At 69.7% G+C, this 26,017-nt stretch carries 22 protein-coding genes; 11 read left to right on the forward strand and 11 right to left on the reverse strand.

Annotation, left to right across the window (positions count from 1 at the left end):
* Window positions 1-3 precede the first annotated feature (3 nt).
* The gene (locus tag ACFPN9_RS01535; RefSeq protein ID WP_066724830.1) at window positions 4-2,826 is read left to right on the forward strand and encodes a DUF4159 domain-containing protein; all 2,823 of its coding nucleotides are present in this window, start codon (window positions 4-6) and stop codon (window positions 2,824-2,826) included.
* 55 nt (window positions 2,827-2,881) lie between these two features.
* The gene (locus ACFPN9_RS01540; RefSeq protein ID WP_066724567.1) at window positions 2,882-4,981 is read left to right on the forward strand and encodes a hypothetical protein; all 2,100 of its coding nucleotides are present in this window, start codon (window positions 2,882-2,884) and stop codon (window positions 4,979-4,981) included.
* 105 nt (window positions 4,982-5,086) lie between these two features.
* Here the strand turns inward: ACFPN9_RS01540 and ACFPN9_RS01545 are convergent, their stop codons facing one another.
* Both ACFPN9_RS01545 and ACFPN9_RS01550 read right to left on the reverse strand, forming a co-directional pair.
* Window positions 5,087-5,596 (reverse strand): GNAT family N-acetyltransferase, encoded by a 510-nt coding sequence (locus ACFPN9_RS01545; protein ID WP_066724563.1) that lies wholly within the window; start codon window positions 5,594-5,596, stop codon window positions 5,087-5,089.
* A 465-nt stretch (window positions 5,597-6,061) separates the two neighbouring features.
* Window positions 6,062-6,463 (reverse strand): NUDIX domain-containing protein, encoded by a 402-nt coding sequence (locus ACFPN9_RS01550; RefSeq protein WP_245282420.1) that lies wholly within the window; start codon window positions 6,461-6,463, stop codon window positions 6,062-6,064.
* Window positions 6,464-6,904: 441 nt separating this feature from the next.
* Between ACFPN9_RS01550 and ACFPN9_RS01555 the strand changes: the two genes are divergently transcribed.
* Window positions 6,905-7,798, forward strand: coding sequence for a metallophosphoesterase family protein (locus tag ACFPN9_RS01555; protein WP_066724557.1), 894 nt, complete (start codon window positions 6,905-6,907; stop codon window positions 7,796-7,798).
* Window positions 7,799-7,947: 149 nt separating this feature from the next.
* Here the strand turns inward: ACFPN9_RS01555 and ACFPN9_RS01560 are convergent, their stop codons facing one another.
* Both ACFPN9_RS01560 and ACFPN9_RS01565 read right to left on the reverse strand, forming a co-directional pair.
* Window positions 7,948-8,694, reverse strand: a complete 747-nt coding sequence (locus tag ACFPN9_RS01560; protein ID WP_068074809.1) for a glucose 1-dehydrogenase — start codon at window positions 8,692-8,694, stop codon at window positions 7,948-7,950.
* Window positions 8,695-8,731: 37 nt separating this feature from the next.
* Window positions 8,732-10,549, reverse strand: coding sequence for an ABC-F family ATP-binding cassette domain-containing protein (locus tag ACFPN9_RS01565; RefSeq protein ID WP_066720382.1), 1,818 nt, complete (start codon window positions 10,547-10,549; stop codon window positions 8,732-8,734).
* A 136-nt stretch (window positions 10,550-10,685) separates the two neighbouring features.
* Here ACFPN9_RS01565 and ACFPN9_RS01570 point away from each other — a divergent pair, with 136 nt between their 5' ends.
* Entirely contained in the window at window positions 10,686-11,024 is a 339-nt protein-coding gene (locus ACFPN9_RS01570) for a hypothetical protein (RefSeq protein WP_066720379.1), read from the forward strand.
* Between the two features lie 9 nt (window positions 11,025-11,033).
* Here the strand turns inward: ACFPN9_RS01570 and ACFPN9_RS01575 are convergent, their stop codons facing one another.
* The 6 genes from ACFPN9_RS01575 to mdoH form a co-directional block, all read right to left on the reverse strand.
* The gene (locus ACFPN9_RS01575; RefSeq protein WP_245282288.1) at window positions 11,034-12,083 is read right to left on the reverse strand and encodes an acyltransferase family protein; all 1,050 of its coding nucleotides are present in this window, start codon (window positions 12,081-12,083) and stop codon (window positions 11,034-11,036) included.
* Window positions 12,084-12,131: 48 nt separating this feature from the next.
* Entirely contained in the window at window positions 12,132-13,130 is a 999-nt protein-coding gene (locus ACFPN9_RS01580) for a glucokinase (RefSeq protein WP_377815044.1), read from the reverse strand.
* Window positions 13,130-13,936: a 2-oxo-tetronate isomerase gene (gene otnI, locus ACFPN9_RS01585; protein WP_066720374.1), complete on the reverse strand. Its 807-nt coding sequence runs from the start codon at window positions 13,934-13,936 to the stop codon at window positions 13,130-13,132. The genes ACFPN9_RS01580 and otnI overlap by 1 nt, the downstream gene beginning before the upstream one ends.
* A gap of 110 nt (window positions 13,937-14,046) precedes the next feature.
* Window positions 14,047-15,024: a hypothetical protein gene (locus ACFPN9_RS01590; RefSeq protein WP_066720368.1), complete on the reverse strand. Its 978-nt coding sequence runs from the start codon at window positions 15,022-15,024 to the stop codon at window positions 14,047-14,049.
* A gap of 12 nt (window positions 15,025-15,036) precedes the next feature.
* Window positions 15,037-15,795, reverse strand: coding sequence for an FkbM family methyltransferase (locus tag ACFPN9_RS01595; RefSeq protein WP_066720365.1), 759 nt, complete (start codon window positions 15,793-15,795; stop codon window positions 15,037-15,039).
* Window positions 15,792-17,642: a glucans biosynthesis glucosyltransferase MdoH gene (gene mdoH / locus ACFPN9_RS01600; protein ID WP_377815048.1), complete on the reverse strand. Its 1,851-nt coding sequence runs from the start codon at window positions 17,640-17,642 to the stop codon at window positions 15,792-15,794. Before mdoH ends, ACFPN9_RS01595 begins: the two co-directional genes overlap by 4 nt.
* A 50-nt stretch (window positions 17,643-17,692) precedes the next feature.
* Here mdoH and ACFPN9_RS01605 point away from each other — a divergent pair, with 50 nt between their 5' ends.
* From ACFPN9_RS01605 to ACFPN9_RS01625, 5 genes are read left to right on the forward strand one after another with little or no spacing between them, the layout of a single operon-like run.
* The gene (locus ACFPN9_RS01605) at window positions 17,693-18,727 is read left to right on the forward strand and encodes a zinc-dependent alcohol dehydrogenase (RefSeq protein WP_377815050.1); all 1,035 of its coding nucleotides are present in this window, start codon (window positions 17,693-17,695) and stop codon (window positions 18,725-18,727) included.
* A gap of 47 nt (window positions 18,728-18,774) precedes the next feature.
* Window positions 18,775-19,176, forward strand: coding sequence for a bleomycin resistance protein (locus ACFPN9_RS01610; RefSeq protein WP_245282289.1), 402 nt, complete (start codon window positions 18,775-18,777; stop codon window positions 19,174-19,176).
* Between the two features lie 29 nt (window positions 19,177-19,205).
* Window positions 19,206-19,607 carry a 6-pyruvoyl trahydropterin synthase family protein gene (locus ACFPN9_RS01615; RefSeq protein WP_066720353.1) on the forward strand — a complete coding sequence of 134 codons (402 nt, stop codon included), beginning with the start codon at window positions 19,206-19,208 and terminating at the stop codon, window positions 19,605-19,607.
* Window positions 19,604-20,668, forward strand: coding sequence for a glycosyltransferase family 4 protein (locus ACFPN9_RS01620; protein WP_066720350.1), 1,065 nt, complete (start codon window positions 19,604-19,606; stop codon window positions 20,666-20,668). The genes ACFPN9_RS01615 and ACFPN9_RS01620 overlap by 4 nt, the downstream gene beginning before the upstream one ends.
* Window positions 20,668-21,507: a class I SAM-dependent methyltransferase gene (locus ACFPN9_RS01625; RefSeq protein WP_377815054.1), complete on the forward strand. Its 840-nt coding sequence runs from the start codon at window positions 20,668-20,670 to the stop codon at window positions 21,505-21,507. Before ACFPN9_RS01620 ends, ACFPN9_RS01625 begins: the two co-directional genes overlap by 1 nt.
* Before the next feature lie 9 nt (window positions 21,508-21,516).
* On the opposite strand, the gene ACFPN9_RS01630 is transcribed toward ACFPN9_RS01625, so the two are convergent.
* Window positions 21,517-22,086 (reverse strand): cytochrome b, encoded by a 570-nt coding sequence (locus ACFPN9_RS01630; protein ID WP_066720346.1) that lies wholly within the window; start codon window positions 22,084-22,086, stop codon window positions 21,517-21,519.
* Window positions 22,087-22,373: 287 nt separating this feature from the next.
* On the opposite strand from ACFPN9_RS01630, the gene ribA reads away from it, so the two are divergent.
* Complete coding sequence (ribA, locus tag ACFPN9_RS01635) at window positions 22,374-23,501, forward strand: GTP cyclohydrolase II RibA (RefSeq protein ID WP_066720344.1); 1,128 nt, start codon at window positions 22,374-22,376, stop codon at window positions 23,499-23,501.
* A 70-nt stretch (window positions 23,502-23,571) separates the two neighbouring features.
* Window positions 23,572-25,992 carry a hypothetical protein gene (locus ACFPN9_RS01640; RefSeq protein WP_377815057.1) on the forward strand — a complete coding sequence of 807 codons (2,421 nt, stop codon included), beginning with the start codon at window positions 23,572-23,574 and terminating at the stop codon, window positions 25,990-25,992.
* Window positions 25,993-26,017: the final 25 nt, after the last annotated feature.

The raw sequence follows: 26,017 nt of genomic DNA on the forward strand, positions 1-26,017 counted from the left end.
GTGCTGAGCTCGCTCCCCCTCGCCTTCTCCGCCCCGCTCGCGCTGGCCGCGCTCGCGCTGCTGCCCGCGCTCTGGCTGATCCTGCGGGTCACGCCGCCGCGGCCGCGCCGGATCGACTTTCCGCCGCTCAAGATCATGGCCGACCTGGTCGCCAAGCGCGAAATGCCGGCACATACGCCATGGTGGCTGCTCGCTTTGCGCATGCTGGTCGCGGCACTCGCGATCCTCGCCGTGGCCGGCCCCGTCTGGAACCCGCCGCGCGATTCGGCCCCCCTGCGCGGCCCGATGCTGCTCATGATCGACAACGGCTTCGGTGCCGCCGTCGACTGGCCTGAACGCCTGCTCGTGGCGGAGTCCCGCGTCGCTGCCGCAGCCCGCGAGGGCCGACCGGTCGCCCTGCTCGGCCTCGCCGAAAACCCCGCCGAGATCACGCTGTCCGAGCCGCGCGCGGCGCTGGACCGGCTGCGCGCCTTTGCTTTGCAGCCGCATGCTCCGGACCGTGGCGCGCATCTGCCACGGATCGAGGCCTTCCTGCGCACCGCCCCGGAGGCCGAGATCGTCTGGGTGGCGGATGGCCTCTCCATCACCGATGACGGCGCCTTCCTGGCCCGGCTGAGGCAGGAGGCCGGCAATGGCCGGCTCTCGATCCATGCCGGACCCATCGACCAGCTCGCCCTGACTGCGCCCGAGAATCTCGCCGGGGCGCTGGCCGTGAAGGTGCTGCGGCCGACCACCGGCGCCGCCGCCAGCGGCCTCGTCCGTGCGCTCGATCTCAAGGGCCTGCCGCTCGGCGATGCGCCTTTCGTCTTCGAGGGGTCCGCACTGCAGACCACGGCCCGCCTGACCTTGCCGATCGAGGTCCGCAACGCGGTCTCCCGGCTCGAGATCGTCGGCGAGCGCAGCGCCGGCGCGGTCGCGCTGCTCGACGACCGCTCCAAGCGCCGCCGCGTCGGCATCGTCTCGGGCGCGACCACCGATACGGCGCAGCCGCTGCTCTCGCCGACCTACTATGTCTCGCGTGCGCTCCAGCCCTTCGCCGAGATCCGCGAGCCGCGGCCGGGCTCGACCGACCCCGTCGGCGAATTGCTGGCGCAGAACCTCTCGGTGCTGGTGCTGGCCGATATCGGCGCGCTCGATCCCGATACGGCCGGCAAGATCAACGCCTTCATCCAGCGCGGCGGCGTGCTGCTGCGCTTCGCCGGCGCGCGCCTCGCCGCGGCCTCGGACGAGCTGACGCCCGTGCGCCTGCGGCGGGGCGGCCGCACGCTCGGCGGCGGCCTCTCCTGGGAAACGCCGCGCAAGCTCGCCGCCTTCACCCGCGAGAGCCCCTTCTTCGGCGTGCCGATCAGCGACGATGTCCGGGTCACCCGCCAGATCCTGGCCGAGCCCGAGGCCGATCTCTCGCGCAAGACCTGGGCGGCGCTGGAGGACGGTACGCCCGTCGTCACCGGCGAGCGCCGCGGCGACGGCATGATCGCGATGATGCACGTCACGGCGGACACGACCTGGTCGAACCTGCCGCTGTCGGGGCTCTTCGTCGAGATGCTCCGGAAGATCGTCGGCCTGTCTGGCACCGGCCCGGCTGAGCCCCAGGGAGAGGATGCCCGCGTGGAGACGCTGTCACCGACCCGCGTGCTCGACGGCACCGGCGGCTTCCGCAGCCCGCCCGCCACGGCGCAGCCGGTGGCGCGCAGCTTCACCGGCCGCGCCACCCTCGCCCATCCGCCCGGCATCTACGGCCCCGCCGACGGCTCGCTCGCAGTCAACACGCTGAACCCGACGGATACGCTGCGCGCGATCGACCTCGCCGCGCTCGGTGCGCCGATCCTGCCGGTCGACAAGCCGGTCGCGCTCGACATCCGCCCGCAGCTGCTCGTGCTGGCACTGCTGCTGCTGATCGCCGACACGCTGGCGACGCTCTGGCTCGGCGGCCGCCTGAACTTCGCCCGCAAGGCCCGCCGCGCCGCCCCCGCCGCCATCCTCCTGGCCCTGGCGCTGAGCGCCGGCATGCTCCTCCCGGGAGTGGCGCAGGCCCAGGCGCCTGCGGCGACGCCTGCGCCGGACCAGCGCCCGCCGATCCCGCGCGAGCTCTTCGCGGCCGGGGCGGTGACCCGCCTGGCCTATGTCGTCACCGGCGACCGCGCGGTCGACGAGATGTCGAAAGCCGGGCTCGCCGGACTCAATGTCGTGCTGGGTGCGCGGACCGCGCTCGAGCCGGGCGAGGCCGTCGGCGTCAATGCCGACCGCGACGAACTCGCCTTCTTCCCCGTCCTGTACTGGCCGATCGTCGCTGGGCGGCCGATCCCGTCCTCGGAGACGCTGCGCAAGCTCGAAGCCTACATGAAGGGCGGCGGTCTGGTGATCTTCGACACCCGCGACGCCATGAGCGCGCGGCCGGGCGGCGGCACGACGCCCGAGGGCGACCAGCTCCGGCGCATGCTGCAGACGCTCGACATTCCCGAGCTCGAGCCGATCCCGCGTGACCACGTCCTGACCAAGACCTTCTACATCCTCGACGGCTTTGTCGGGCGCTATGACAGCGGCACGACCTGGGTCGAGATCCTGCCGCCCGCTGGCGCGGACGGCCGCCGCCCGGCGCGGGCCGGCGACAACGTCTCGCCCATCGTCATCACCTCCAACGACCTCGCCTCGGCCTGGGCCGTTAACCGCCGCGGCGAACCGCTGGTGCCGCTCTCGGGCTCGGATCCGCGCCAGCGCGAAATGGCGCTGCGGGCCGGCGTCAACCTCGTGATGTACGCCCTCACCGGCAACTACAAGGCCGACCAGGTCCATGTCCCGGCCCTGCTCGAAAGGTTGGGCCAGTGAGGGGTGCGCCAACCGTTCAACAGCTGCGGGGGCGTAGCGACAGGACCTTGATCTGATGTGGAGCCTCTCCTTCGCGCCGCTCATCCCGCTGCCGCTGCTGATCGGCCTCAGCATGCTGGCCGCGCTGGCGGCGGGCGCGGCGATCGTGCTCGCCGGCAGAAGCGCGATCCTGCGCGCGCTCGCGCTCGTCGTGCTGACGGTGACACTGGCCGACCCGTCGCTCGTCTTCGAGGACCGCGAGCCGGTGAAGGACGTCGTCTCCGTCGTCGTGGACCGCTCCGCCTCGAATCGCCTGAGCGACCGCTCGGCCCAGTCCCAGGCCGCCCAGGCCGAGATCGAGCGCCAGTTGCGCGGCATCGGCAATGTCGAGTCCCGCATCGTCGAGGTCCGCGACGCCCAGGGCTCGGGCGACGGCACGCGGCTGTTCGAGGCGCTGGCGGCGAGCCTCGCCGACGTGCCCTCCGAGCGTGTGGCCGGCGCCATCGTCGTCACCGACGGCCTCGCCCATGACACGCCGCCGACGGCGGAAGCGCTGGGCCTGCGCGCGCCGCTCCATGTCCTGACCACGGGCCGCGAGCGCGAGATCGATCGCCGCATCGTGCTGGTGGATTCGCCGCGCTTCGGCATCGTCGGCAAGGATCAGACGGTAAGGCTGCGCGTGCTCGAGAAGGGGGGGCCCGGCCGCGCCGCCCTCACCGTTCGGCGCGACGGCGAGATCATCGCCCGCCGTGAGGTCTCGGTCGGCCAGACGGTCTCGCTGCCGGTCCGCATCGACCGCGGCGGCCCCAATGTCATCGAAATCGAGGCGGCCCCGCTCGACAACGAGCTGACGCTCGCCAACAACCGCGCCGTCATCACCATCGAGGGCGTGCGCGACAAGCTGCGCGTGCTGCTGGTCTCGGGCGAGCCGCATCCGGGCGAGCGCACCTGGCGCAACCTGCTCAAGGCCGACGCCAATATCGACCTCGTCCATTTCACCATCCTGCGCCCGCCGGAGAAGCAGGACGGCACACCGATCAACGAGCTGTCGCTGATCGCCTTCCCGACGCGCGAGCTGTTTCAGGTCAAGATCAAGGAATTCGACCTGATCATTTTCGACCGCTACGCCAACCAGTCCATCCTGCCGCTGGTCTATTTCGACAACATCGTCCGCTATGTCCGCGAGGGCGGCGCGCTGCTGATCGCGGCCGGTCCGGAATATGCCGGCGCCCAGTCGCTGGCGCGCACGCCACTCGGCCAGATCCTGCCCGCGATCCCGGACGGCTCGGTGATCGACGAGGCCTATCGGGCCCGCGTCAGCGAGCCCGGCAAGCGCCATCCCGTGACGCGCGACCTTCCGGGCTCGGAGGTCGAGCCGCCGCAATGGGGCGAGTGGCTGCGCATGGTCGGCGCCCGGGCCCGCACCGGCTCTCCGGTGATGACCGGCCCTGGCGAACGCCCGCTGCTGATGCTGGCGCGCGAGCAGAAGGGCCGCGTCGCGCTCTTCCTGTCGGATCATGCCTGGCTCTGGGCCCGCGGCTTCCGCGATGGCGGCCCGCATCTCGACCTGCTGCGCCGGCTCGGCCATTGGCTGATGAAGGAACCCGATCTCGAGGAGGAGGCGCTGCGCGCCGTCTCGCGCAACGGCTATATCGAGGTCGAGCGTCAGACGCTGGGCGACAACCCGGCCCCCGTCGTCGTTACCGGCCCGGATGGACAGTCCCGCTCCGTCCCGCTCGAACCGGGCCGCCCCGGCCTGTTCACGGCCCGGATCCCGACCGGCGAGTTCGGCCTTCACAGGATCGCCGGCGACAACCTCACCGCCTTCGCCAGCGTCGGCCCCGAGAATCCGCGCGAGCTGATGGAGGTCGTCAGCGACCCGGGCCAGCTGCGCCCCCTCGCCGAAGCGACCGGCGGCTCGTCGCGCCGGATCGGCCAGGAGACCAGTTCGGACGTCACGGTGCCGCGCATCGTGCCCGTGCGCTCGGGCAGCCAGTTCGCGGGATCGGACTGGATCGGCCTGCGCATCAGCGATTCCGGCATCGTGCGCGGCGTGCAGATCTCGCCGCTGTTCGTCGGTCTGATCGGGCTGGCGCTTCTGTTCGGGGCCCTCGTCGCGGGCTGGCTCGGCGAGAGCGGCCGGCGCTTCAATCGCAAGCCCGACGCGGCGGCCTGAAAATCTGGCGCGTCATGGTCGGGCTTGACCCGACCATCTCGGAAACCTGAGTTTCCGTGTCGTGAGATTCTCGGGTCAAGCCCGAGAATGACGATGTGGCAAGCCTCAAGCGCCTGACTTGATCGCCGTCACCGCGCCGCGCCGCTGCGCCAGCACGCCCTCGACCAGTTCGAGTGCCAGGAACCGCGCCGGATCGGCCGGGCCGGGCAGCACGAGCTGGCCCGGCGGAATGACCCTGAAGCCGAAGCGGGCGTAATAGGGCGCGTCTCCCACCAGCAGGATCAGGTCGTGCCCCTCGGTGCGCGCGGCCTCGATCGAGCGGTTCATCAGCGCCGCCCCGATGCCTCGCCCCTCGAAGGCCGGATCGACGGTGAGAGGCCCCAGCATCAGCGCGCCATGGCCGCCGGCCATCACCGGCGTCACACGGATGGAGCCGACCAGGAAGGTGCCGACATGGGCGGCGAAGGTCAGCGCCGGATCGGGCGGCACGCCCTCGCGCAGGCGGAAGGCGGTGCGGGCGAAACGGCCCGGCCCGAAGGCGCGTTCATGCAGCCGCTCGATCGCGGCGGCATCGACGGGCAGTTCATGGCGGAGGGTCAGCGGAAGCGAAGTCATGACGGCGGCGAACCTGCGGACGGCAGAGGCTGAGCTGGTGAGGGCGGGGTCCGCGCATGGCACGGCCCTGCCGGAAGCGCGTTCAGCGCGCCGGTCGTCGCAGGAGGGAGGTCGCAAGCCCGATCGTCATGGTGCGGCGCTGTAGCAGAGCGGAGGGTGGGCGTCTATCGGCACCTCTGTTCTTCCGGGCGGCGCCCGTGACGTTGCGACCGGGTCTAACCGCCCAGCCCGATCAGAAGCCGCCCCAGAAGCCAGCCGGCCAGCCCAGGCAAGCAGTAGAACGATAGGCCCATGACGAGCCAGGCGGGCTCAGACGCGCGTGAATGGAGCGTTTGGTCGAAACTCCCCACGAGGATCGCCAAACCGACTGCAAGGCCGACCGACCACCAAGGCTTGTTGAATAGCCCCAGGAGCAAGCCCAACCCGAGAATGACGAGAAAAATCCCTTCTCCCATCGGTATGCTCTTACCACTCTGCTGTGGGAGCGATGCCGCCCGCGATCTCCGCCAGCCTCCGCCGCGTCGCGGGGGTCACCCCCTGCGGCAGCCCATCGAGCGGAAACCAGCCGGCCTCTGCAATCTCCATGTCCGGCAGCTTCATGCCGTCGACGGCGAACTCCCGTACGACATAGAGCGCGACATGATCCCGAGGCGACGTCTTGCGATTGAGATAGACTCCAAACAGCGGCGCCGGCCCGGTCAGGCTGATGCAGGCCTCCTCGCGCAGTTCCTTCACCAGCGCGTCCACCATCGTCTCGCCGACCTCGACGCCACCGCCGGGCAGGTGCCAGCCGGGCGTATAGGTGTGCCGGATCAGGAACACCTCGCCCCGGTCGTTCAGCACCGCCGCCCTGACGCCGAGCGTCATGCCGCGTTTGAGGCGGAAGTAGAGATGCAGCAGGCGGATCCGCAGGCGCTGCAGCCGCGTCAGGCGACCATCGCCGGGCCGCTCGTCACGCTCCTGCGATGCTCCGCTCACGCATGGCCTCCAATCGTTACCGAATTGTATATGCAAATGTCGCATGGCGGACCCCCGCCCTTCGTTCCCCAACGTCACAAACGCGCCGCAAACCGGGCCGATATCGCAGCCTCATGGCTGGGGAATACCGACATGCTGCTCTCATTCATCATCGCCCGCTTCCGCGCCAAGCCCGCCTTCGTCTGGCAGCCCGCCCTGACGCTGACCGATTCGCGCATCGTCTCCGAACTGACCGGCGCCGCCAACTGATTCATCCGCGCCACTCCCGCACGCGAAAGCGTGCGGCACGGGTGGCTTGACGATGGCTCGACCGCAAGGCTAGCGCAGAGCGTGTTCAAGCTCGCGCACCTGTCCGATCCGCATCTCGGCCCGCTCGCGGGCTTTTCGCTGCATCAGCTCTTCGGCAAGCGCGCGACCGGTTACGTCAACTGGCGCCGCAAGCGCCGGCACGCCCATGACATGGACATCCTGGCGCTGATCGTTGCGGACATCCGCGCGCAGCAGCCGGACCATGTCGCCTGCACCGGCGACGTCTCCCATATCGGCCTGCCCAACGAGTTCAAGACGGCCGTCGCCTTCCTCGATGAACTCGGGCCGCGCGACACCGTCAGCTTCGTGCCCGGCAACCACGATGCCTATGCCCGCTCCTCGCTCAAGGCCCTGGCCTACCATCTCGGCGAGTGGGTCACGGGCGACGACGGCCACACCGGCTATCCCTGGTATCGCCGCCGCGGCCCCGTCGCGCTGATCGGGCTCAACACCGGCGTGCCCACCCTGCCCCTGATGGCGACCGGCAAGGTCGGCCGCGACCAGATCGCGAAGACCGAGGCCCTGCTCGATCGCGCCCGCGACGAGGGCGCGATCCGCGTCGTGCTGATTCACCACCCGCCCTATGTCGGCGGGGCGCGGCGCTCCCGCGAACTGGTCGATGCCGCAGCGGTCGAGGCGATGCTGGCGCGCAAGGGCGCCGACCTCGTCATCCACGGTCACAACCATCGCTTCTCGCTGGCCTGGCGCCCGGGCGTGGGCCGCGACGTGCCGATCGTCGGCGTGCCTTCCGCCTCGATCGGCCCGCGCGGCCATGGCGAGATGGCGAGCTGGCATCTGTTCCGCATCGAAGGCGATGGCCGCGCCCCGCACATCGCCTTCGAGCAGCGCGGCTTCGAGCTCGACGGCACGGTCATGCGCCGCCAGGAGATCGCGCTTCACACCAAGCCGGTTTAGGCGCCGTCATGCTCGGCCTCGTGCCGAGCATCCACGTCTTGAACACAGGTCCCGACAACCAGAGACGTGGATGGTCGGGACAGGCCCGACCATGACGGGAATGCGCGAACACCACGCCAGACGGCCGCGATGGCGGATGGGCAGCGCTCTCAGATGCAGCGCCCGCCGTCGACGGCGAGCACGGTCCCCGTCACCATCTCGGCATCGTCCGAGCAGAGATAGAGCGCGGCATTGGCCATGTCCTGCGGTGTCGAGAGCCGGCCCCAAGGGATCGAGGCGCGGAACTGCGCGCGCTTCTCCGGCGTATCCTCGCCCATGAAGGTCGCCAGCAGCGGCGTCTCGCCCGCGACGGGCGCGATCGCGTTGACGCGGATCCGGTCCGGCGCCAGTTCCACCGCCATCGACTTGGACAGAAGGTTCACCGCGCCCTTGGAGCCATTGTACCAGGTCAGGCCGGGCCGCGGCCGGACGCCGGCGGTCGAGCCGATGTTGAGGATCACGCCGCCGCCATGCTCGCGGAAATGCGGCACGGTCGCCTTCGCCATCAGGTAGATCGACTTCACATTGACCGCGAAGACCCGGTCGAAGACGTCTTCGGGAACCTCCGTCATCGGCATGTTGAGATGGGTCGTGCCGGCATTGTTGACGACGATGTCGAGCCGGCCGACCTTGGCGATGACGCGCGCGACCGCCTTCTCGACGCTCTTGCCCTTGGCGACGTCGCAGGTCACGGCGAAGGCCCGCCGGCCGATCGCCTGGGCGGCCTCCTTCGCCTTGTCGCCGTTGAGGTCGAGCACCGCAACCCGCGCGCCCTCGCGCACGAAGGTCTCGGCGATGCCGAACCCGAACCCCTGCGCCGCGCCGGTGATCAGCGCCGTCTTGCCCTTCAGTCTCATCGTCGTTTTCCTGTCAGCCGGCCGCCTGTAGCGGCCCTTACGCCCCGATTTCTTCTCGGAGCATCTCCAGTTCCAGCCAGCGCTCCTCGAGCCCGGCGATCTCGCGGGTCACCTGGTCGAGCCGGGTCGTAGCCTTGGCGAAGAGCTTGGGATCGCGGGTGTAGAGATCGCCGGCGAGCGCCTGGTTGAGCTTGGCGGCCTCTGCCTGCAAGGCCGCGATCGTCTTGGGCAGCGTCTCCAGCGCATGCTTCTCATTGAAGGAGAGCTTGCGCTTTGAGGTCGGCGCGACGGGGGCGCTCGACGGGGCAGCAGCCGGCTCCGCCGCAGCGACACCGGCCTTCGACGCCACCCTGACCTTCGCGCCGACGCCGCGCCCGCGCTGTGCCAGCATATCGGTGTAGCCGCCGGCGAACTCGGTCCAGACGCCGTCGCCGTCGGAGATCAGGGTCGCGGAGACGACGCGGTCGATGAAGTCGCGGTCATGGCTGACCAGCAGCACCGTGCCCTTGTAGTCGGCCAGCAGCTCCTGCAGCAGGTCGAGCGTCTCGAGGTCGAGATCGTTGGTCGGCTCGTCCAGCACCAGCATGTTGGAGGGCTTCGCCAGCGCGCGCGCCAGCATCAGCCGGCCGCGCTCGCCGCCCGACAGCGCGCCGACCGGCGTGCGCCGCTGCAGCGGCTGGAACAGGAAGTCCTTCATATAGGCGATGACATGGCGCGGCGTGTCGCCGACCATGACCTGGTCCGAGCCACCGCCGGTCAACGCATCGCCCAGAGGCGTAGCCGGATCGAGGCTCTCGCGGCGCTGGTCGAGCGTCACCATCTCAAGCGAGACGCCGAGCTTCACCGTGCCGGAATCGGGCTCGAGCTGCCCGGTCAGGAGGTTGATCAGCGTCGTCTTGCCGGCGCCGTTGGGGCCGACGATGCCGATCCGGTCGCCCCGCGCGACGCGCAGCGACAGATCCTTGATCACCACATTCGAGCCATAAGCTTTGGAGACGTTGAGCGCCTCGATCACCAGCTTGCCCGAGGTCTGCGCTTCGCTGGCCTCCAGCTTGACGCTCCCGACGGCGAAACGTGCCGTGCGGCGCTGCTCGCGCAGACCGTGGAGCTCGCCCAGCCGGCGCTGGTTGCGGGTGCGCCGGGCGCTGACGCCATAGCGCAGCCAGTCCTCCTCGCGGGCGATCTTGCGATCGAGCTTGTGGCGTTCGAGTTCTTCCTGCGCCAGCACCTCGTCGCGCCAGGCCTCGAACTCGCCGAAGCCACGGTCCATGCGCCGGGTCAGGCCACGATCAAGCCAGATCGTCGCGCGCGACAGATTGGTCAGGAAGCGACGGTCATGGCTGATCAGCACCATCGCCGAGCGCAGCGATTTCAGCTCCTGCTCGAGCCATTCGATCACGGGCAGGTCGAGATGGTTGGTCGGCTCGTCGAGCAGCAGGATGTCGGGCTCGGGGGCGAGAACGCGCGCCAAGGCGGCGCGCCGCGCCTCGCCGCCCGACATGGTGGCGGAATCCTCTTCGCCGGTGAGGCCGAGTTCCTCGATCAGGTACTGCGCGCGATAGGCGTCGTCGCCCGGTCCCAGCCCCGCCTCGACATAGGCGAGCGAGGTTCGGTAGCCGCTGAAATCGGGCTCCTGCGGCAGATAGCGAACCGTCGCGCCCGGCTGCACGAAACGCTCCGCCGAATCGGGCTCGACGAGGCCGGCCGCGATCTTCAACAGGGTGGATTTGCCCGAGCCGTTGCGGCCGACCAGGCAGACGCGCTCTCCGGCCGACACCGCGATCTCGGCCGCCTCCAGCAGCGGCTGTCCGCCGAAGGTGAGCGCGACGTCGCGCAGATGCAGCAAGGGGGCCATGGCGTGTCCGTGTCGGAGATGGAAGGCGGGATAGACCGGCGGGCCGGCGATGTCACGCCCGCAGACCCTGGCACGGCGCTTGCGAAAACCGACCGGAACCGTAGCCTTGCGGGACCGCCGGGTCGGAGGAGAGCCCATGCCGCGTCAGCGCCCCATCGGAATCGGCCATAATGGCGGGCCGCCCCTGCAGCCGCGCAAGCGCCGGTCGGAGACGGGCACGGGGCGGATCGGCCGCTTCTTCGACTGGCGCTTCGCCCATCGCAAGGCCTGGAAGAAGCCGCGCGACATTGCCCTGCGCCGCGAGGACAACGCCGAAGCGCTCGGCCTGACCTATGAGGAATACTCGCTCGAGATCATGGAGCGCGGCTACCACCCCCAGCCCGAGCATGTCGCGGCGATCAAGGCGAAGCGGCCGGAGCGCCGCCGCAGCGGAGGCGTCGTCGGGCAATCGCTGAAGGGCCGCCGCCTCGATTGATGGCGAGATTCAGGCGCCCGTCCAGCGCCGCAACGCGCGCGTCACCGGAGCCTCGAACAGGCGATGCACCAGCAGCGCCGCGATCACCGCGCCGGCCAGGGCAGCCATGACGAAGAGCCAGGGCTCCAGCAGCCCGAGCCGCGCGAAGACCTCGCGCAACCCGCGGATCGCAAAGGGGTGGACGAGATAGAGCGCATAGGAGGCGTCGCCGACCCGCACCAGCGCCGAACCCAGCGCCGAGGGCGCGGCCGGCTCGCGCGACCCCGTCACCGCCGCCAGCACCAGCAGCGCGGCTGCCAAGCCATGCAGGGCGAGATCGCGCCACGGACCCGCCGGCAGCGGCGCATGCGGGCTCCAAAGCAAAAGACTGACGGCCATGGCCACCAGCGCGACGCGTGGGCCCGCCCCCAGCATCAAGCCACGCCGATGCAGCAGCGCGATCCCCATGCCGGCGGCGAATTCGAGCACGATCGGCTGGCCCCAGAAGCCGAAGGGCAGAGGCACCGGCCCCGCCATGGCGCTTGAACCCACGAGGATCGCCAGAGCGAGCGTCACCGCGGGCACAACGAGGACCCGCGGCAGGGCGAGGGCCGCTGCGAACAGCGCGTAGAACAGCATCTCGTAGTTCAGCGTCCAGCCGAGGGAATAGACCGGCTGGACCAACCCGCTGGACGAGACAGCAGGCCAGAACAGATAGGAGGCCGCGATCTGGCCGGGCGTCGGCGCGGCCGAGTTGAGGATCGCCGGGATCACCAGGCCGACCAGCAGGAAGAGCGTCGTCGCAGCCCAGTAGAGCGGCACGATCCGCACCAGCCGCCGCTTCAGGAACAGGGCCGGTGCGCCCGGCTGGTCGAAGAGCGAGGCCGAGGCATGGACCATGATGAAGCCGGACACGACGAAGAAAATGTCGACGCCCGCCATCCAGGGCAGCATTTCGCTCGGCGTGAAGGATCGGCCGCCGAGCCGGGCCAGCGCCGACGCATCCGGCTGGACATGATGCACCGCCACCATGAAGGCGGCGAGCGCGCGGAGCATCTGGATGGGGAGGATGGCGGACAAGACGGGCGCGGTCACAGAAGGAAAGGCCCGCCGGGCGGCATGCCGTCCTCAGCCAAACCACAAGCGCGCCGGATCGTCGAGGCCGAAGCGCTGGGGCGCGGCGGCGATGGCGGCCATGCCGCGCTCGGCGGCATCCGGAGCCGTCACCACATGCAGCGCGAAGCGTGCCGCCAGCTCCTCCATCGGCGGCTTGCCGGCGAAAACGCTCCCGAGCGCGCTCTTCGCCGCCAGCGGCAGAAGGCGCGGCACGATCCCGCCGGAGAGATAGACGCCGCCCGTCGCCTTGAAGACGAGCGCGAGGTCCCCCGCCACGCGGGCCAGCAGCCGCCAGAAGCAGATCACGGCCATCAGCGCGGCCGGGTCGCCGTCGAGCGCGAGCGTCGTCACATCGGCGGCGCTGACATCGGGCTCGCGCAGTCCGGAGCCGTCCGCGACGGCGCGGTGGAAGCGCACCAGCCCGTCGCCGCTGAGAAGGGATTCGACGGTGACGCGCGGCAGCCCGGCGGCCAGCGCCGGCCAGATCTTCTCCTCCGTCGGGTCTTCCGGGCCGACGCCGATATGCCCGGCCTCGGTCGGAACCAGCACGCTGCGCCCCGCCCGCGTCACCAGCGCCGCCGCGCCGAAGCCCGTGCCCGGGCCGAGCACGAGCCGGGTGCCTCCGGTTTCCGGCTCGCCGGCGACCAGAGTCGTCACGTCACCCTCGCCGATCACGGCGAGCGACGCCGCCTGCGCCTCGAAATCATTGACGAGCAGCCCCTGCTCCAGCCCGAGCGCCCGGCCGAGTGCGGGGCCGTCGAAGGTCCAGTTCGCATTTGTAAGCCGGGCGGCGCGCCCTTCGAGCGGCCCGGCGACGGCGAGAACCGCCGAGCGCGGCCGTTGCGCCAGCGTCGTCAGCACGGCCTCCAGCGCGGCCTCGGGTGTCGCCTGGCTGCCGGTCGGGATACGGGCGAGATGCACCGGCCGGGCGCCCGCGGTCTCGACCAGCGACAGGCGGCAATTCGTGCCCCCGATATCGGCGACCACCAGGGGCCAAGCGAAGGGCGGCATCACGCCATGTCCAGCGGGTCGGGGCGCGGGTCGTGCCGGCGATAGGGCGCAAACCAGCCGAGCCCTTCCAGCGTGCCCGCGCGCGGGCGGTATTCGCAGCCGACGAAGCCGTCATAGCCGAGCTCGTCGAGCAGGGCGAACAGCCGCGGATAGTCTGGCCCCTGGTCGTCCGGCTCGTGGCGGCCTTGCGCGCTGGCGATCTGGACATGGCCGACGAGCGGGAACAGCGCCTTCAGTCGTCCCGCCACGTCGCCATGGATCAGCTCGCAATGATACATGTCGAACTGCAGCCGAACATTCGGCCGCCCCGACTCGCGCACAAAGGCTGCAGCCCGGTCGAAATCGTTCAGGAAATAGCCCGGCATGTCCTTGCCGTTGATCGGCTCGAGCAGGAGCTCGATGCCGTGCGGCGCGAGCGCATCGGCGGCATGGGCGAGCGAGGCGCGATAGGTCGCCTGGGCGGTGGCATCGTCGGGATCGGCGAGGCCGGCCATCATGTGCAGGCGCTTCACTCCCGTCTCGTGCGCATAGGCGAGCGCGATCTCGACGCCGGCCCGGAATTCTTCTTCCCGCCCGGCGAGGGACGCAATGCCGCGCTCGCCCTTGGCAAAATCGCCGGGGGGCAGGTTGAACAGGGCCTGCTGGAGATGCCCTCCCGCTAACGCCAGCCCGACCTGTTCGGCCGGGTGATCGTAGGGAAACAGGAACTCCACCGCCGCGAAGCCGGCATCCGCGGCCGCCTTGAAGCGGTCGAGGAAGGCCCACTCGTTGAACATCATCGAGAGATTGGCGGCGAAGCGAGGCATGGCGGTCCCGGAGGCTGTTGGATTCAAGCAAGGCTAGCGTGCCGCGCCGCCCGCGTCATGCGGCAACGCGACATCGTCGCGATGCGTTCCGCCCGGCGCCCCCGCCCCGGCTACTTCTTCTCGGCGCGGACGCGCGGGTTCGGGTCTTTCGAGAAATTGCGGAACACCATGTCGGGCGAGGAGGTGTTGTGGCGCGAATGGGTGGTCCGGCCCATCCACACATCGGTCGCCTTGCCGCCGGCGAAGGGCATCAGCGGCTCCTCGCGCCAACCCTTGGCACCCGGCTCGCGAATGGCGATGCGGGCGACGTCATTGTTGAACTCCGTGACGTACATCGAGCGCAGCGCGACGAAGGCGTTGCCGCCGCCCACCGGCCGGTCGAGCACGACGTCGAGCACCATGCGATTCTCGTCGACGCTGTCGAGCTTCAGCGTGCCGCTCGAACCATCCTTGAAGCTCATCTTGAACGAAACCGTCTTCGGGTCGAACTCGATTTCGCGGATGTTGACGACCGGGCGTGCGCCATCCTGCACGATCGGCCCGACCAGGAAGGAGGAGCCATAGGCGGTGGCGGCGAGCGGCGCCGGCGGCATCGGCCGGGCGCGCCAGTAGCCGTCCTGCGGATAGACCACGAGCAATTCGTGCGAACGATCCTTGCCGAGCTTCCAGAGCTGGACGAGATGCAGGCCCTTCTCGACGCGGTCACCGACCTTGAAGGTTGTCTCGGATGGCCTCCAGAAGGTCGGGAAGGTGTACCCGACGAGCCAGTACTCGATGCTCTCGTAGAAGGTGACGCGCCGCGGCGGGGTCACGGCGGCGAAGACCGGGTCGCCCGTCATGTCGCAGGCGGTCCAGTCCGCATCCCAGTTGTCGCGCATCAGCCCGGCGATATAGGCCGGATGCGCCGCCTCGATCTGGAAGCGCCGCACTTCGGGCGAGATCGCCTTGATGGTGACGTTGTCCTTCTCGGCGCAGAGCACCGGCTCCGACTCGTTCTTGACCTCCACCGCCACGTCGCTGGCCGCGAAAGCGGGGGCTGCCGAGAGGGCCAGGGCGAACAGGGCGAGGCGAAGACGGTTGGCGCGCATCGGGGTCGGATCTCAGTTCTGCAGGAGGGCGTAGACATCGCCCGAATTGGCGGAATGCGGAAGGGCGCGCAGATAATCGAGCATGGCCTCTCCTGTGACCGGCTCCGAAAGATCAAGCTGTTGGCTTTCGCCCAGTGAGACCGTGAAGCGATACGGCCCCAGCGCCTCGAGGCGGGCGAGGCAAGCCTCCGCAACATCACGCTGGATGGTGGTGAACTCGAAGGAGATCACCGGCACGCGCCGGGAGAGACCCGCGAGCACATGCGCCTCAAACCCCTCGACGTCGATCTTCAGCAGCGCCGGCAGCCCATGGCGCGCGATCAGCGCGTCGAGCGTCGTGGAGGGCACCTCGATCTCGCGGTCCCAGACCTGCTCCTGCCAGCCTTCCGCCCCGCGCGCCGCGCCGACGAAGGCGTCGGAGGCCGTCGAAACGGTGGGGTTGGCGCTGTTGATCCGCAGCCGCACGACGCCTTCGGCATCGCCGCAGGCGGCCTCGACCAGCGTGACCTGCGGGTCGCGGCCATGGATCAGCCGCAGCGCACGCGCCGGCCCCGGCTGAGGTTCGAGCGCGACCACATGCGCACCAAGCCGACGGAAGCAGGAGATGCGGTCGCCGACATGCGCGCCGATGTCGAAGGCGAGGTCGCCCGGCTTCAGAAACCGGCCGTAGAGCGCGTCCATCGCCGGATGGCGGGACTTGTCGCCGTGATAGACCCGAAGCGACCGGCCGATGGCCTTCGCCGTGCCGGGTGCGTGGAGCATGGGATTCATGGACGAGCCTCGGCGCGGATCGCCTGCAGCACTGGCGGCGGGTCGAAATCCTCGGGGATGCCGCAGAGGCCCCGCCGCGCGAACCAAGCGCCGAGCGAGGGCAGCGCCGTCGCCATCGCAAAGGGGATCGCCAGCAGATAGCCAGCCGTCAGCGGCAGCGACCAGATCAGCAGCACCGGAGATATCACCGCCAACGTGCCGAACAGATAGAGCGCGAAAAGCAGATGCGGCCACAGCCCTGCAAACGCCGTTGCCAGCGAGAGCGCATGGGCGTCACGAGCCTGCCCGCCCCAGCCGATGCGCGAGCGGCCGAACAGCAGCCCGATCATGAAGAGCGTCGTGCGGAAGCTCGACACCGCGCCCTGCAGGAAGGCGAAGACCAGTTCGATCGCCGCCGAGGCGACGAAGCGCAGACGCCCGCCATAGGCGGCGGCACCGCCCCGCCTCAGCAGGATGTCCGCGAGGCCCGCGAGCTTGGGCGAGAGATACATCGCCAGAAAGAGCAAATAGAGCCCGGCTGCGACCCCAGTGGGATAGTCGGCGATGCCGCGATCCTCGATGGCCTTCAGCGGCAGCAGCGCGATCATCAGCGTCCAGGCCGGCAGGCCGAGGAACATCAGGATCGCCCAGAACAGCTGGAAGCGGCTCATCGGCAGCAGGCCGGGAATGTCCATCAGCTTCAGATACTGCAGATTGCCGAGGCACCAGCGCAGGTCGCGCTTGGCGAAGTCGAGCATGGTCGGTGGGTTTTCCTCCCAGCTGCCATCCTCGACCGGCAGCACGCGCACCTCGTAGCCGGCGCGGCGCATCAGCGTCGCCTCGACCTGATCGTGGCTCATCACGGCCCCGCCCAGCGGCGGGCGGCCCGGCAGCACGGGCAGATGGCAGCCATCGCGGAAAGGCGCGATGCGCACCAGCGCGTTATGACCCCAGAACGGGCCGCAATCGCCGATCCACCAGGCGGATCCCATGGTGTAGGGCCGCATGCCCTGGCGCATGCCGAACTGGAAGATGCGCGCGAACGCCGACTGGCTCGGCATGCCGACGACCAGGCTCTGCAGGATGCCGAGATTCGGATAGGCCTGCATCATCCGCGTCAGCTTGACGATCGCCTCGCCCGACATCACACTGTCGGCATCGAGCGGCAGCATGAGCTCGTAATCGGCGCCCCAGCGCTCGCAGAAGTCGCGGACATTGCCGGCCTTGAATCCCGCATTGTCGCTGCGGCGGCGATAGACGATGCGGCAATCCTCGCCCGCCTCCTGCTGCCAGGCGGCAGCCAGCCTTTCCTCGGCCGCGGCGACGTCGGGATCATTGGTGTCGGAGAGGACGAAATAGTCGTACCAGCCGCCCTCGCCCGTGGCATTGAGGCTCTTCTTGACCACATGGAGCCGCGCAAACGCCCGGGCCGGGTCCTCGTTGCGCAGCGTCATCAAAACGGCCGTCCGAACCTGGATCGGCGTTGGCAGATCGCCAGCGGCCGCGAAAGGCGCGACTCGCTCGAGCCCGTCCTTCACACCGTGCAGCAGCCAGAAGCCGAGCACGGCATTCCAGAAGCCCAGCACGGTCCAGGGCGCGCCGAACAGGAAGGCGACAAAGATCGCACCATCCGCGGCAGTCCAGCCGCCTGCCCCGAGCACCTGCGCCAGTCCAAAGAGCAGTCCCGCCAGCGTCGCCAGATTGAGCGCGAGCACCAGCCAGCGGCGGCGCGACAGCACTGCCTTCTCCTGCAGCCCGGCGGGGGTCATGCCCGTCGCGGAGAGCGGCAAGGCGTCGAGGGTCAGGCCTTGCGCCGCCGGCTGGAACGTGGTCGGAGCGGGGCGCTCGTTCATGGCTGTCTCTGTCATGCGATCGATCGAGGCGAGGCGGTGAGGGCAGAGGGGACGGGAAGCAGGACATGGCGCCGAACGACAAGGCCGGGGAGCTAAAGCCGGCATTTCCGTCCAGTGCAAGCATCCAGGCGACGGCGCTTTGGTATGTTGCGCCGCGTGAATGCGCCCTGAACGCTGAGGCCCTGCCGCCGCTCGGCGCGGATAACTGCCTCGTCCGCACGCTCTGGAGCGGCGTCAGCCGCGGAACCGAGCGACTCGTCTGCGAGGGCCGCGTGCCCGAGGGCGAATATGGCCGCATGCGCGCCCCCTTCCAGACCGGCGATTTCCCCTTCCCCGTGAAATACGGTTACTGCGCCGTGGGCGTGGTGGAGGCGGGCCCCGCCGAGCGGCTGGGCGAGACGGTCTTCTGCCTGCATCCGCATCAGAACCGCTTCGTCGCGCCGGCCGACCGGCTCACCCCGGTGCCCGACGCGGTGCCGGCCCGCCGCGCGATCCTCGCCGCCAATATGGAGACCGCGCTCAACGCCCATTGGGATGCCGGCTCCGGCCCGGCGGACCGCATCGTCGTGGTCGGCGGTGGCGTGCTCGGTCTCCTCGTGGCCTGGCTCGCGGCGCGCCTGCCCGGTGCAGAGGTGACACTGGTCGATGTCTCGCCGTCACGCGCCGAATTGGCGCAGGCACTCGGCTTCGGTTTCGCCCTGCCGGCGGACGCGCCGACGGGGGCCGATCTCGTCTTCCATGCCAGCGCCTCGCCCGCCGGCCTCGCCACCGCCGTCGCGTCGGCGGGCTACGAGGCCCGCATTGTCGAGCTGAGCTGGTATGGCGAGGGCACAGTTCCGGCTCCGCTCGGAGGCGCCTTTCACGCCGGCCGGCTGCAGCTCGTCTCGACGCAGGTCGGCGGCATCGCGCCGTCGCGGCGCCCGCGCTGGGACTATGGCCGCCGCGCCGCCGCCGCCATGGCGCTCCTCGCCGACGACCGGCTCGACGCGCTGATCAGCGAGGACATTCCTTTCGCCGAGGCGCCGGCCCGTCTGCCTGCGGTGCTGGATCCCTCCTGGCATGGTCTGACGGCCGCCATCTGTTATGAAGCGGGCCCATGACACCGCCTCGGACATATCCGCGCCCTGCCCTGGTGCCGGAGCTTTACGTGACCGCACTGCCCGCGAGCCTCGCCTTCTGGTGTGACCTGCTGGGCTTCCGCGTGCTCTACGACCGACCCGAGCAGGGCTTCGCGGCGATCGAGCGCGGGGGCATCGAGTTCATGCTGGAAGAATACGAGACCGGTCCCTCAGAGCGCTGCTGGGACACGGGGCTGCGGGAAAAGCCCTATGGGCGCGGCATCAATTTCGAGATGACGGTCGGCGACATCGCCCCTCTGCTCGAGCGCCTCAAGCACGCGCCCTGGCCGATTTTCTTCGGGCCCGAGGAGCGCTGGTACAGGATCAGTGCCGCGGAAGAGACCGGCGTGCGGCAGTTTCTCGTCCAGGACCCCGATGGCTATCTGCTGCGTTTGTCCCAGTCGCTCGGCCAGCGACCGCTCCAGGCCTGAGGCGACCCCACTCCAACCGAGGACCATCCATGTTTTCCGTCGAAGTCCGCGACCGCATCATGATCGGCCATTCGCTGCCCGATCCCTTTTTCGGCCCCGCCCAGAACATGCACGGTGCGACCTTCGTGGTCGACGTCGCCTTCTTCCGGGAAACGCTGACCAAGCAGAATGTCGTGGTCGACATCGGTGCCGCGCTCGACGTCCTGAACAGGACGCTGAAGCCGCTCAACTATCAGAACCTCGACACGCTGCCGCAATTCGCCGGCGTGCTGACGACCACCGAATTCCTCTGCAAATACATCTTCGACGCCATGGCGACGGCAGCGCGCTCCGGCGCGCTCGGGCAGGACGGCGCGGGGCTTGCCCGCATCCGCGTCACGCTGCACGAGACCGATCTCGCCCGCGCCACCTATGAGGGCGCGCTCGCGTGAGCACGATCGCCTTCGCCATTCCAGGCGATATCGACCTGCCGACGGGCGGCTACGCCTATGACCGGCGGCTGCTGGCGGAATGGCGCGCGATGGACGTCCCGGCGGAGCATGTCCCTCTGCCGGGCTCCTTTCCCTTCCCCACCGAAGCCGATCTCCACGAGACCGGCCGGGCCCTCCTTCAGCGACCCTATGACGACACGCTGCTGATCGACGGCCTTGCCTATGGCGCCTTTCCGGAGGGGATCGCGGCAGGGCTCGCAGGCCGCGTCGTGGCGCTGGTCCATCATCCGCTCGCGCTGGAAACCGGGCTGGCGCCGGAGATGGCGCAGCGTCTGCACGAGCGCGAGACGGCCGCGCTGCGATACGTCCGCGCGGTGGTGACGACGAGCCCGGCTACCAAGCGGCTGCTGATCTCCGATTTCGGGGTCCCGGAGGCGCGCATCGCCGTTGCCCTGCCCGGCGTCGATCCGGCGCCACGCGCCACGGGCTCGGCGGAGGGGCGGCCGCTGCACCTTCTGGCGGTCGGCTCGGTCGTCCCGCGCAAGGGCTACCGGGTCCTCGTTGAGGCCCTTGCCGGACTGCGCGACCGCGACTGGCGGCTGACGATCGTCGGTGCGACCGACCGCTCGCCCGAGACGATGCGCGACCTCGTCGCCGCGATCGACTCCGCGGATCTGGGCGGACGGATCGAACTTGCAGGCGCCATCCCGGACGCTGCCCTCGCCGAAGCCTATGCCCGCACCGACCTCTTCGTGATGCCCTCGCTCTTCGAAGGCTATGGCATGGTGCTGACGGAGGCGCTCGCCCGTGGCCTGCCGATCGTCTGCACCACCGGAGGTGCGGCGGCGGAGACCGCGCCGGACGCTGCGGCCCTGAAAGTCGCGCCCGGCGACGCCGCCGCTCTTGCCAAGGCCCTGGCAAGCCTGATTGATGCGCCGGCTCTGCGCCGGTCGATGGCCGATGCAGCCTGGGCCGCCGCCGCGGCCCTGCCGCGCTGGCGCGAAACGGCGACCATCGTCGCCGGGATCTGTCTGCCCGATTTCGGGCGAAAGGGGGGCTGATGGGGGGGTTTTCTCCGGAATGGCTGGCGCTGCGTGAGCCGGCCGACCACGCGGCCCGCAACCCGCAGGTGCTCGCCGCCGTCGGCGCGCATTTCGCCGCCAAGGGCTCGCTCACCGTGGTCGATCTCGGCTGCGGTGCCGGTTCGAACCTGCGCGGCACCTATGCGGCGCTGCCGCTACGCCAGCACTGGACGCTTGTCGATCTCGACGAACGGCTGCTCGCCGCGACCCGGCAGACCCTGGCCGGCTGGGCTGACGAGGCGCGCGAGCAAGGCGAGGAACTCGTCCTGCGGAAGGGCGACCATCTCATGACGGTCGACACGCGGCAGGCCGACCTCAACAAGGATCTCGAATGGGTGCTGGGCTGGCAGCCCGACCTCGTCACCGCGGCCGCGCTCTTCGACCTGACCTCGCGGCGCTGGCTGGAACGCTTCGTCGCCGGCCTAACCAGCCTGCGCCTGCCGCTCTACACCGTGCTGACCTATGACGGGCGCGAAACCTGGCAGCCGCCCCATCCGGCCGATGCCCGCATGCTCGCGGCCTTCAAGCATCACCAGCATGGCGACAAGGGCTTCGGTCCCGCCGCGGGCCCGGAGGCGACCGATGTCCTCGCCGAGGCGTTCCGGAAATCGGGCTTCGCGGTTTCGATCGGCGACAGTGCCTGGCGCATCGACGAGACGCGGCACGAACTCGCTCAGGTGCTGGCCAAGGGCATCGCCGACGCGGTGCTCGAAACCGGCCATGTCGATCCCGCGACGGTCGCCGACTGGCTGGCCTCCAAGGCGCAGAAACCCTCCGCCCTGGTCGGCCATCACGATCTCTGGGCGCGGCCGGTCTGACCGTCCCGTTTACTTGAGCCCGGGCAGCATCCGCCGCAGCACGCCGTCGCGGCGGATGAAATGATGATAGAGCGCCGCCCCGATATGGGCGCAGGCGAGCAGGGCCATCGCAATGGCGAGCTTGCCATGGATCTCCAGTACGGCCTCCGCGCGCTGCTGGTTGGGCGCCGTCAAGGCCGGCAGATCGAACAGGCCGAAGACGGTCAGCGACGGGTAGAGCGACACGCCGATCCAGCCCAGCAGCGGCACCACGAGAAGCAGCCCGTAGAGCAGCCAGTGGACGAGATGCGAGCCCGCCTTCTGCAGCGGGGTCAGCGTCGGCTCGTCGGGCGGCGCGCCCTTGAGCAGGCGATAGGCCAGCCGCCCGGCGACGAGCCAGAGCACGAGGAAACCGAACAGCTTGTGCGCGCTGTACATCGCATTGGTCGTGGCATCCCAGATGTTCAGCGTGTCGCCGCGATACGTCATCGCCAGCCCCGCGGGGACCATCACGATGACGGCCGCAGCCGTGATCCAGTGCATGTGACGCGCCGCTGCTCCATAGATGCGAGCCGGCTGTCCTTGATCCGCCTGCGCCATCCTCATCTCCGCCTGGTTCGTCCGGCGGGAAGCGCCGGTCGCACATTCATCAGGTGTTCAAGCTCGGCATCCTATACCGCAGCGTCGACAGCGCCAGTCGCTCGTGATCCTGCGTTCCAAGGGAGGCGGGGTTGCGATGGAACTGCCTTCGCGCCAGGCGCGTTTGATGGAAAACTGTGCAGCGATGATCTATATCGCCTGTGCGGCCGTAGAAGCCTTAACTCCTCCCGGACCCAGCCTCGACTGAGCCCGGATTCCTGAGCCAGCCCCATCTGACGGACAATCCGATGCTTCAGTCGCGTACGCTGTTCGGACGCCCGCTCGAGACGAGCCTCGTGGCGGTGGACCGGGCCATTTCCGAATTCCGGGCCGGGCGTCCGGTCCTGCTACGCTCCGCTGAGACGCGTCTGCTGGCTCTCTCGGCCGAGCTCGCGGATGCGGAACTCGTCGGCCGGCTTGACGCCCTTGCGAGCGGCAAGGCCTATCTCGCGCTGACGCCCGCGCGACTGCGTCGCCTCGGCGCGAAGAACCGCACCGAGACCGGCATCCTCGCCATGCCGACGCTCGACCTCGCCCGCATCGAAATGCTGGCACTGAAGATCGACGGCAAGGTGGATGCTCCCGTCGCCCCCGCTTCGGCGCTGGACGACGCTGCGCTCGAACTGTCCCGTCTCTCGCTCGTGCTGCCCGCGACGATCATCGTGCCGGTCACGGCCGAGCAGACCGCGGGCGAGCCGCTGGTCGAGGTCGACATCGAGGCCGTCAACGGCTACCGCGCCGCCCAGGCGGCGACGCTGACCATCGTCGGCCGTGCGCCGGTCCCGCTGGAGGGAGCGCCCGACACCGAATTCGTCGTCTTCCGCGGTGGCGAAGGCCTGCGCGATCAGGTCGCCATCATCGTCGGCAATCCCGATCTCTCGGGGCCCGTCCCCGTCCGCCTGCACTCGGCCTGCCTGACGGGAGATCTCTTTGGTTCGCTGAAATGCGATTGCGGCGACCAGCTGCGCGAGACCGTGCAGTGGATGGCCGAGAATGAGGGCGGCATTCTGCTCTATCTCGATCAGGAGGGCCGCGGAAACGGCATCTCCAACAAGATGCGTGCCTACAAGCTGCAGAGCCAGGGCTGGGACACCTATGACGCCGACGAGGTGCTCGGCTTCGATCTCGACCAGCGCCATTTCGACTTTGCGGCGACCATGCTGAAGCAGCTCGGCGTGACCCGTGTCACGGCGCTCACCAACAACCCGCTCAAGGTCGGCGCGATTAAGGCCGCCGGCCTCGAGGTCGATGCGACGCAGCGTGTTCTCGGGCGGCCCAACGTCCACAATGTCCGCTATCTCGCCTCGAAGCGCGACCGCGCCGGCCATTTCATCGACATGGACGCGCTGATGGCGCGGGCCGCGCCGAAGGATTGAGCCGGAAGGCGGGGCTGCCGCCTTGCCCCATGGGCTTGAACGTCCGGACAAGTTCGGGCACCGCAACGCGATGCCGCCGCACGATGCTTCCGACACCCTGACGACGCCGTCACGCTGGCCGCTGGCCGCCGTGGCGGCCATTGTCATTTTGGCCTGGGTCTCCCTGTCCTGGCCCTGGCTGTCGGGGATGGTCACCATCCCCTGGGACGCCAAGGCGCATTTTCAGCCGCAGCTCCAGTTCCTGGCCGAGGCCTGGCACAGCGGTCGCTCGCCCTTCTGGACTCCGTACGTCTTCGCCGGCTCGCCGCAGATCGCCGATCCGCAGTCGCTGATCTTCTCGCCGCCCTTCGCGCTGATTGCCGCGCTCGAACCCGTTCCCGGCTTCCGTCTCGGTGACGGGGCGGTGCTCGGCACCCTTCTGGCCGGCGCGCTCGCCTTCGTCGTCATCTTCCGCGACCGCGGCTGGCACCCGACCGGCGCGGTCGTCGCGGCGCTGGCCTTCGCCTTCGGTGCAGCGGCCGCGTGGCGCATTCAGCATATCGGCCAGGTGCTGAGCCTCGGCTATTTCGCGATCACCCTCGCGCTGATCGCACGCGCCCTCGAGCGCGGATCGATCGGCTATGGCTTCGCGGCCGGCCTCGTCGCCGGCTTCATGGTGCTCGGCCGCGACCAGGTCGCGTTGCTCGGCGTCTACGTCCTCGCCGGGCTGGTCATCGCCGCCATCGCCATGGCGCCCCGGCCCTGGCAGGCGCTGAAGACGAGCCTGCTGCCCCTGCTGGCGGGCGCGGTCGGCGCCCTGCTCGTCGCGACCGTACCCATCCTGCTCACGGCCGTTCTCGCCGAGGGCTCCAATCGCCCGGCGATCGACCTGATCGGCGCCGGCAAGGGCTCGCTGCATCCGGCTGCCCTGCTCACGGGACTCTTCGCCAATCTCTATGGCGCGGCCGGCCCGCTTGAGAATTTCTGGGGCGCGCCGAGCCCCGCCTTCGAGGCGCGCTTCGGCCCTCAGGACCTCTACCTCGCCCGCAACATGAGCCAGCTCTATCTCGGGCTGATCCCGATGGGGCTCATCCTGACCATCGGCGTCGTCCGCGGCGCGCTGCTGCGCCGCGAGATCGTCGCGCTCAGCGTCGCGGCCCTGCTCGTGCTGATCTTCGCGCTCGGGCGCTTCACGCCGGGTTTCCGGCTGCTGTTCGAACTTCCCGGAATCTCCTTCTACCGCCGCCCCGCCGACGCGCTCTTCATCCTCGGCGCGCTGCTAGCCCTGCTCGGCGGCTACCTCACCCATCTCGTCATGACCGATGCCGCGCCGCGCGCAAAGCCGTGGCAGCGCGTCGTCGAAGCCGCAATCTTCACGGGTGCGCTCGGGCTGGCGCTCTGGCTGGCCTGGACGGTAGGGCGTCTCTCGGTGGCCGCAGTGCCGCTCGTCACCGCGCTGCTCTGCGGCGTGCTGGCGATGGGCGGCCTCGTTGCCGCCCGCGGCCTGGCTCTGCGAGGGTCCGGCCTCGCCGCGGCCATCGTGCTCGCCGCGACGCTGACGGTCGATCTCTCGGTCAACAACGGCCCGAGCGAATCCACCGCCCTGCCCGCGCAGGACTACGACGTGCTGCGCGCCGACAGCACCAACGAGACCATTGCCCTGCTCAAGAGCGAGACGGCCGCCACCGCCGGCCCCGACCGGCGCGACCGCATCGAACTCGCCGGCATCGGCTTCCACTGGCCCAATGCCAGCCTCGTCCATCGCCTGGACAACACGCTCGGCTACAACCCGCTGCGGCTCGGGATCTACAGCAAGGCGACCGGCGCCGGCGATCATGTCGCCTTGCCCGACCAGCGCACCTTTTCGCCGCTGATGCCGGGCTATCGCTCGTTGCTGGCCGACATGCTCGGCCTGCGCTTCATCGCAACCGGCGTCCCCGTCGAGCAGATCGACAAGGCGCTGAAGCCCGGCGACCTCACCCTGATCGCCCGCACGCCCGACGCCTATGTCTACGAGAACCCGCGCGCGCTGCCCCGCGTGCTCTTGGTAACGAAAGCCGAGACCGCCGATTTCGACGCGATCCTCGCCACCGGCCAGTGGCCCTCAGGCTTCGACCCGCGCCGGACCGTGCTGCTAGACCGCGCCCTGCCGCCCCTGCCGCGGGACCCACTGGCGACCGGCCGGCCCGCAGGCACAGCGGCACCCGCAGGGGCGAACCCACCCGGCCAGAGCCCTGCCGGCAGCGTCCGCATCGCCGATTACGGCACCACCGAAGTGACGCTTCGGGTCGAGGCGCCCCAGGGCGGCTATGTCGTCCTGAACGACGTCTGGCACCCCTGGTGGCAGGTCGAGATCGACGGTGCCCCGGCCGAAATCCTGCGCGCCAACGTCCTGTTTCGAGCGGTCGCCGTCCCGCCGGGCCGGTCGACGGTGCGCTTCGTGTTCAAGCCTTTCCGGGGGCTTTTCCAGGATCTCGGGAAGCGGCTCCGGGCGGCGAGGGCTCACGGCTAGAGCGCTGCTCCTCGAAGAGCAGAAA

It is taken from the genome of Allobosea massiliensis (assembly GCF_042655245.1).
GTDB lineage: Bacteria > Pseudomonadota > Alphaproteobacteria > Rhizobiales > Beijerinckiaceae > Allobosea > Allobosea massiliensis.

Coding starts and splice junctions, on each gene's coding strand:
- ACFPN9_RS01580 (WP_377815044.1), bottom strand. CDS start 13,130: ATGCCGCCCTTCGCTTGGCCCCTGGTGGTCGCCGATATCGGGGGCACG.
- ACFPN9_RS01565 (WP_066720382.1), bottom strand. CDS start 10,549: ATGGCCCCCTTGCTGCATCTGCGCGACGTCGCGCTCACCTTCGGCGGA.
- ACFPN9_RS01615 (WP_066720353.1), top strand. CDS start 19,206: ATGTTTTCCGTCGAAGTCCGCGACCGCATCATGATCGGCCATTCGCTG.
- ACFPN9_RS01605 (WP_377815050.1), top strand. CDS start 17,693: ATGGCGCCGAACGACAAGGCCGGGGAGCTAAAGCCGGCATTTCCGTCC.
- mdoH (WP_377815048.1), bottom strand. CDS start 17,642: ATGACAGAGACAGCCATGAACGAGCGCCCCGCTCCGACCACGTTCCAG.
- ACFPN9_RS01595 (WP_066720365.1), bottom strand. CDS start 15,795: ATGAATCCCATGCTCCACGCACCCGGCACGGCGAAGGCCATCGGCCGG.
- ACFPN9_RS01560 (WP_068074809.1), bottom strand. CDS start 8,694: ATGAGACTGAAGGGCAAGACGGCGCTGATCACCGGCGCGGCGCAGGGG.
- ACFPN9_RS01640 (WP_377815057.1), top strand. CDS start 23,572: ATGCCGCCGCACGATGCTTCCGACACCCTGACGACGCCGTCACGCTGG.
- ribA (WP_066720344.1), top strand. CDS start 22,374: ATGCTTCAGTCGCGTACGCTGTTCGGACGCCCGCTCGAGACGAGCCTC.
- ACFPN9_RS01550 (WP_245282420.1), bottom strand. CDS start 6,463: ATGACGCTCGGCGTCAGGGCGGCGGTGCTGAACGACCGGGGCGAGGTG.
- ACFPN9_RS01630 (WP_066720346.1), bottom strand. CDS start 22,086: ATGGCGCAGGCGGATCAAGGACAGCCGGCTCGCATCTATGGAGCAGCG.
- ACFPN9_RS01540 (WP_066724567.1), top strand. CDS start 2,882: ATGTGGAGCCTCTCCTTCGCGCCGCTCATCCCGCTGCCGCTGCTGATC.
- ACFPN9_RS01625 (WP_377815054.1), top strand. CDS start 20,668: ATGGGGGGGTTTTCTCCGGAATGGCTGGCGCTGCGTGAGCCGGCCGAC.
- ACFPN9_RS01570 (WP_066720379.1), top strand. CDS start 10,686: ATGCCGCGTCAGCGCCCCATCGGAATCGGCCATAATGGCGGGCCGCCC.
- otnI (WP_066720374.1), bottom strand. CDS start 13,936: ATGCCTCGCTTCGCCGCCAATCTCTCGATGATGTTCAACGAGTGGGCC.
- ACFPN9_RS01545 (WP_066724563.1), bottom strand. CDS start 5,596: ATGACTTCGCTTCCGCTGACCCTCCGCCATGAACTGCCCGTCGATGCC.
- ACFPN9_RS01590 (WP_066720368.1), bottom strand. CDS start 15,024: ATGCGCGCCAACCGTCTTCGCCTCGCCCTGTTCGCCCTGGCCCTCTCG.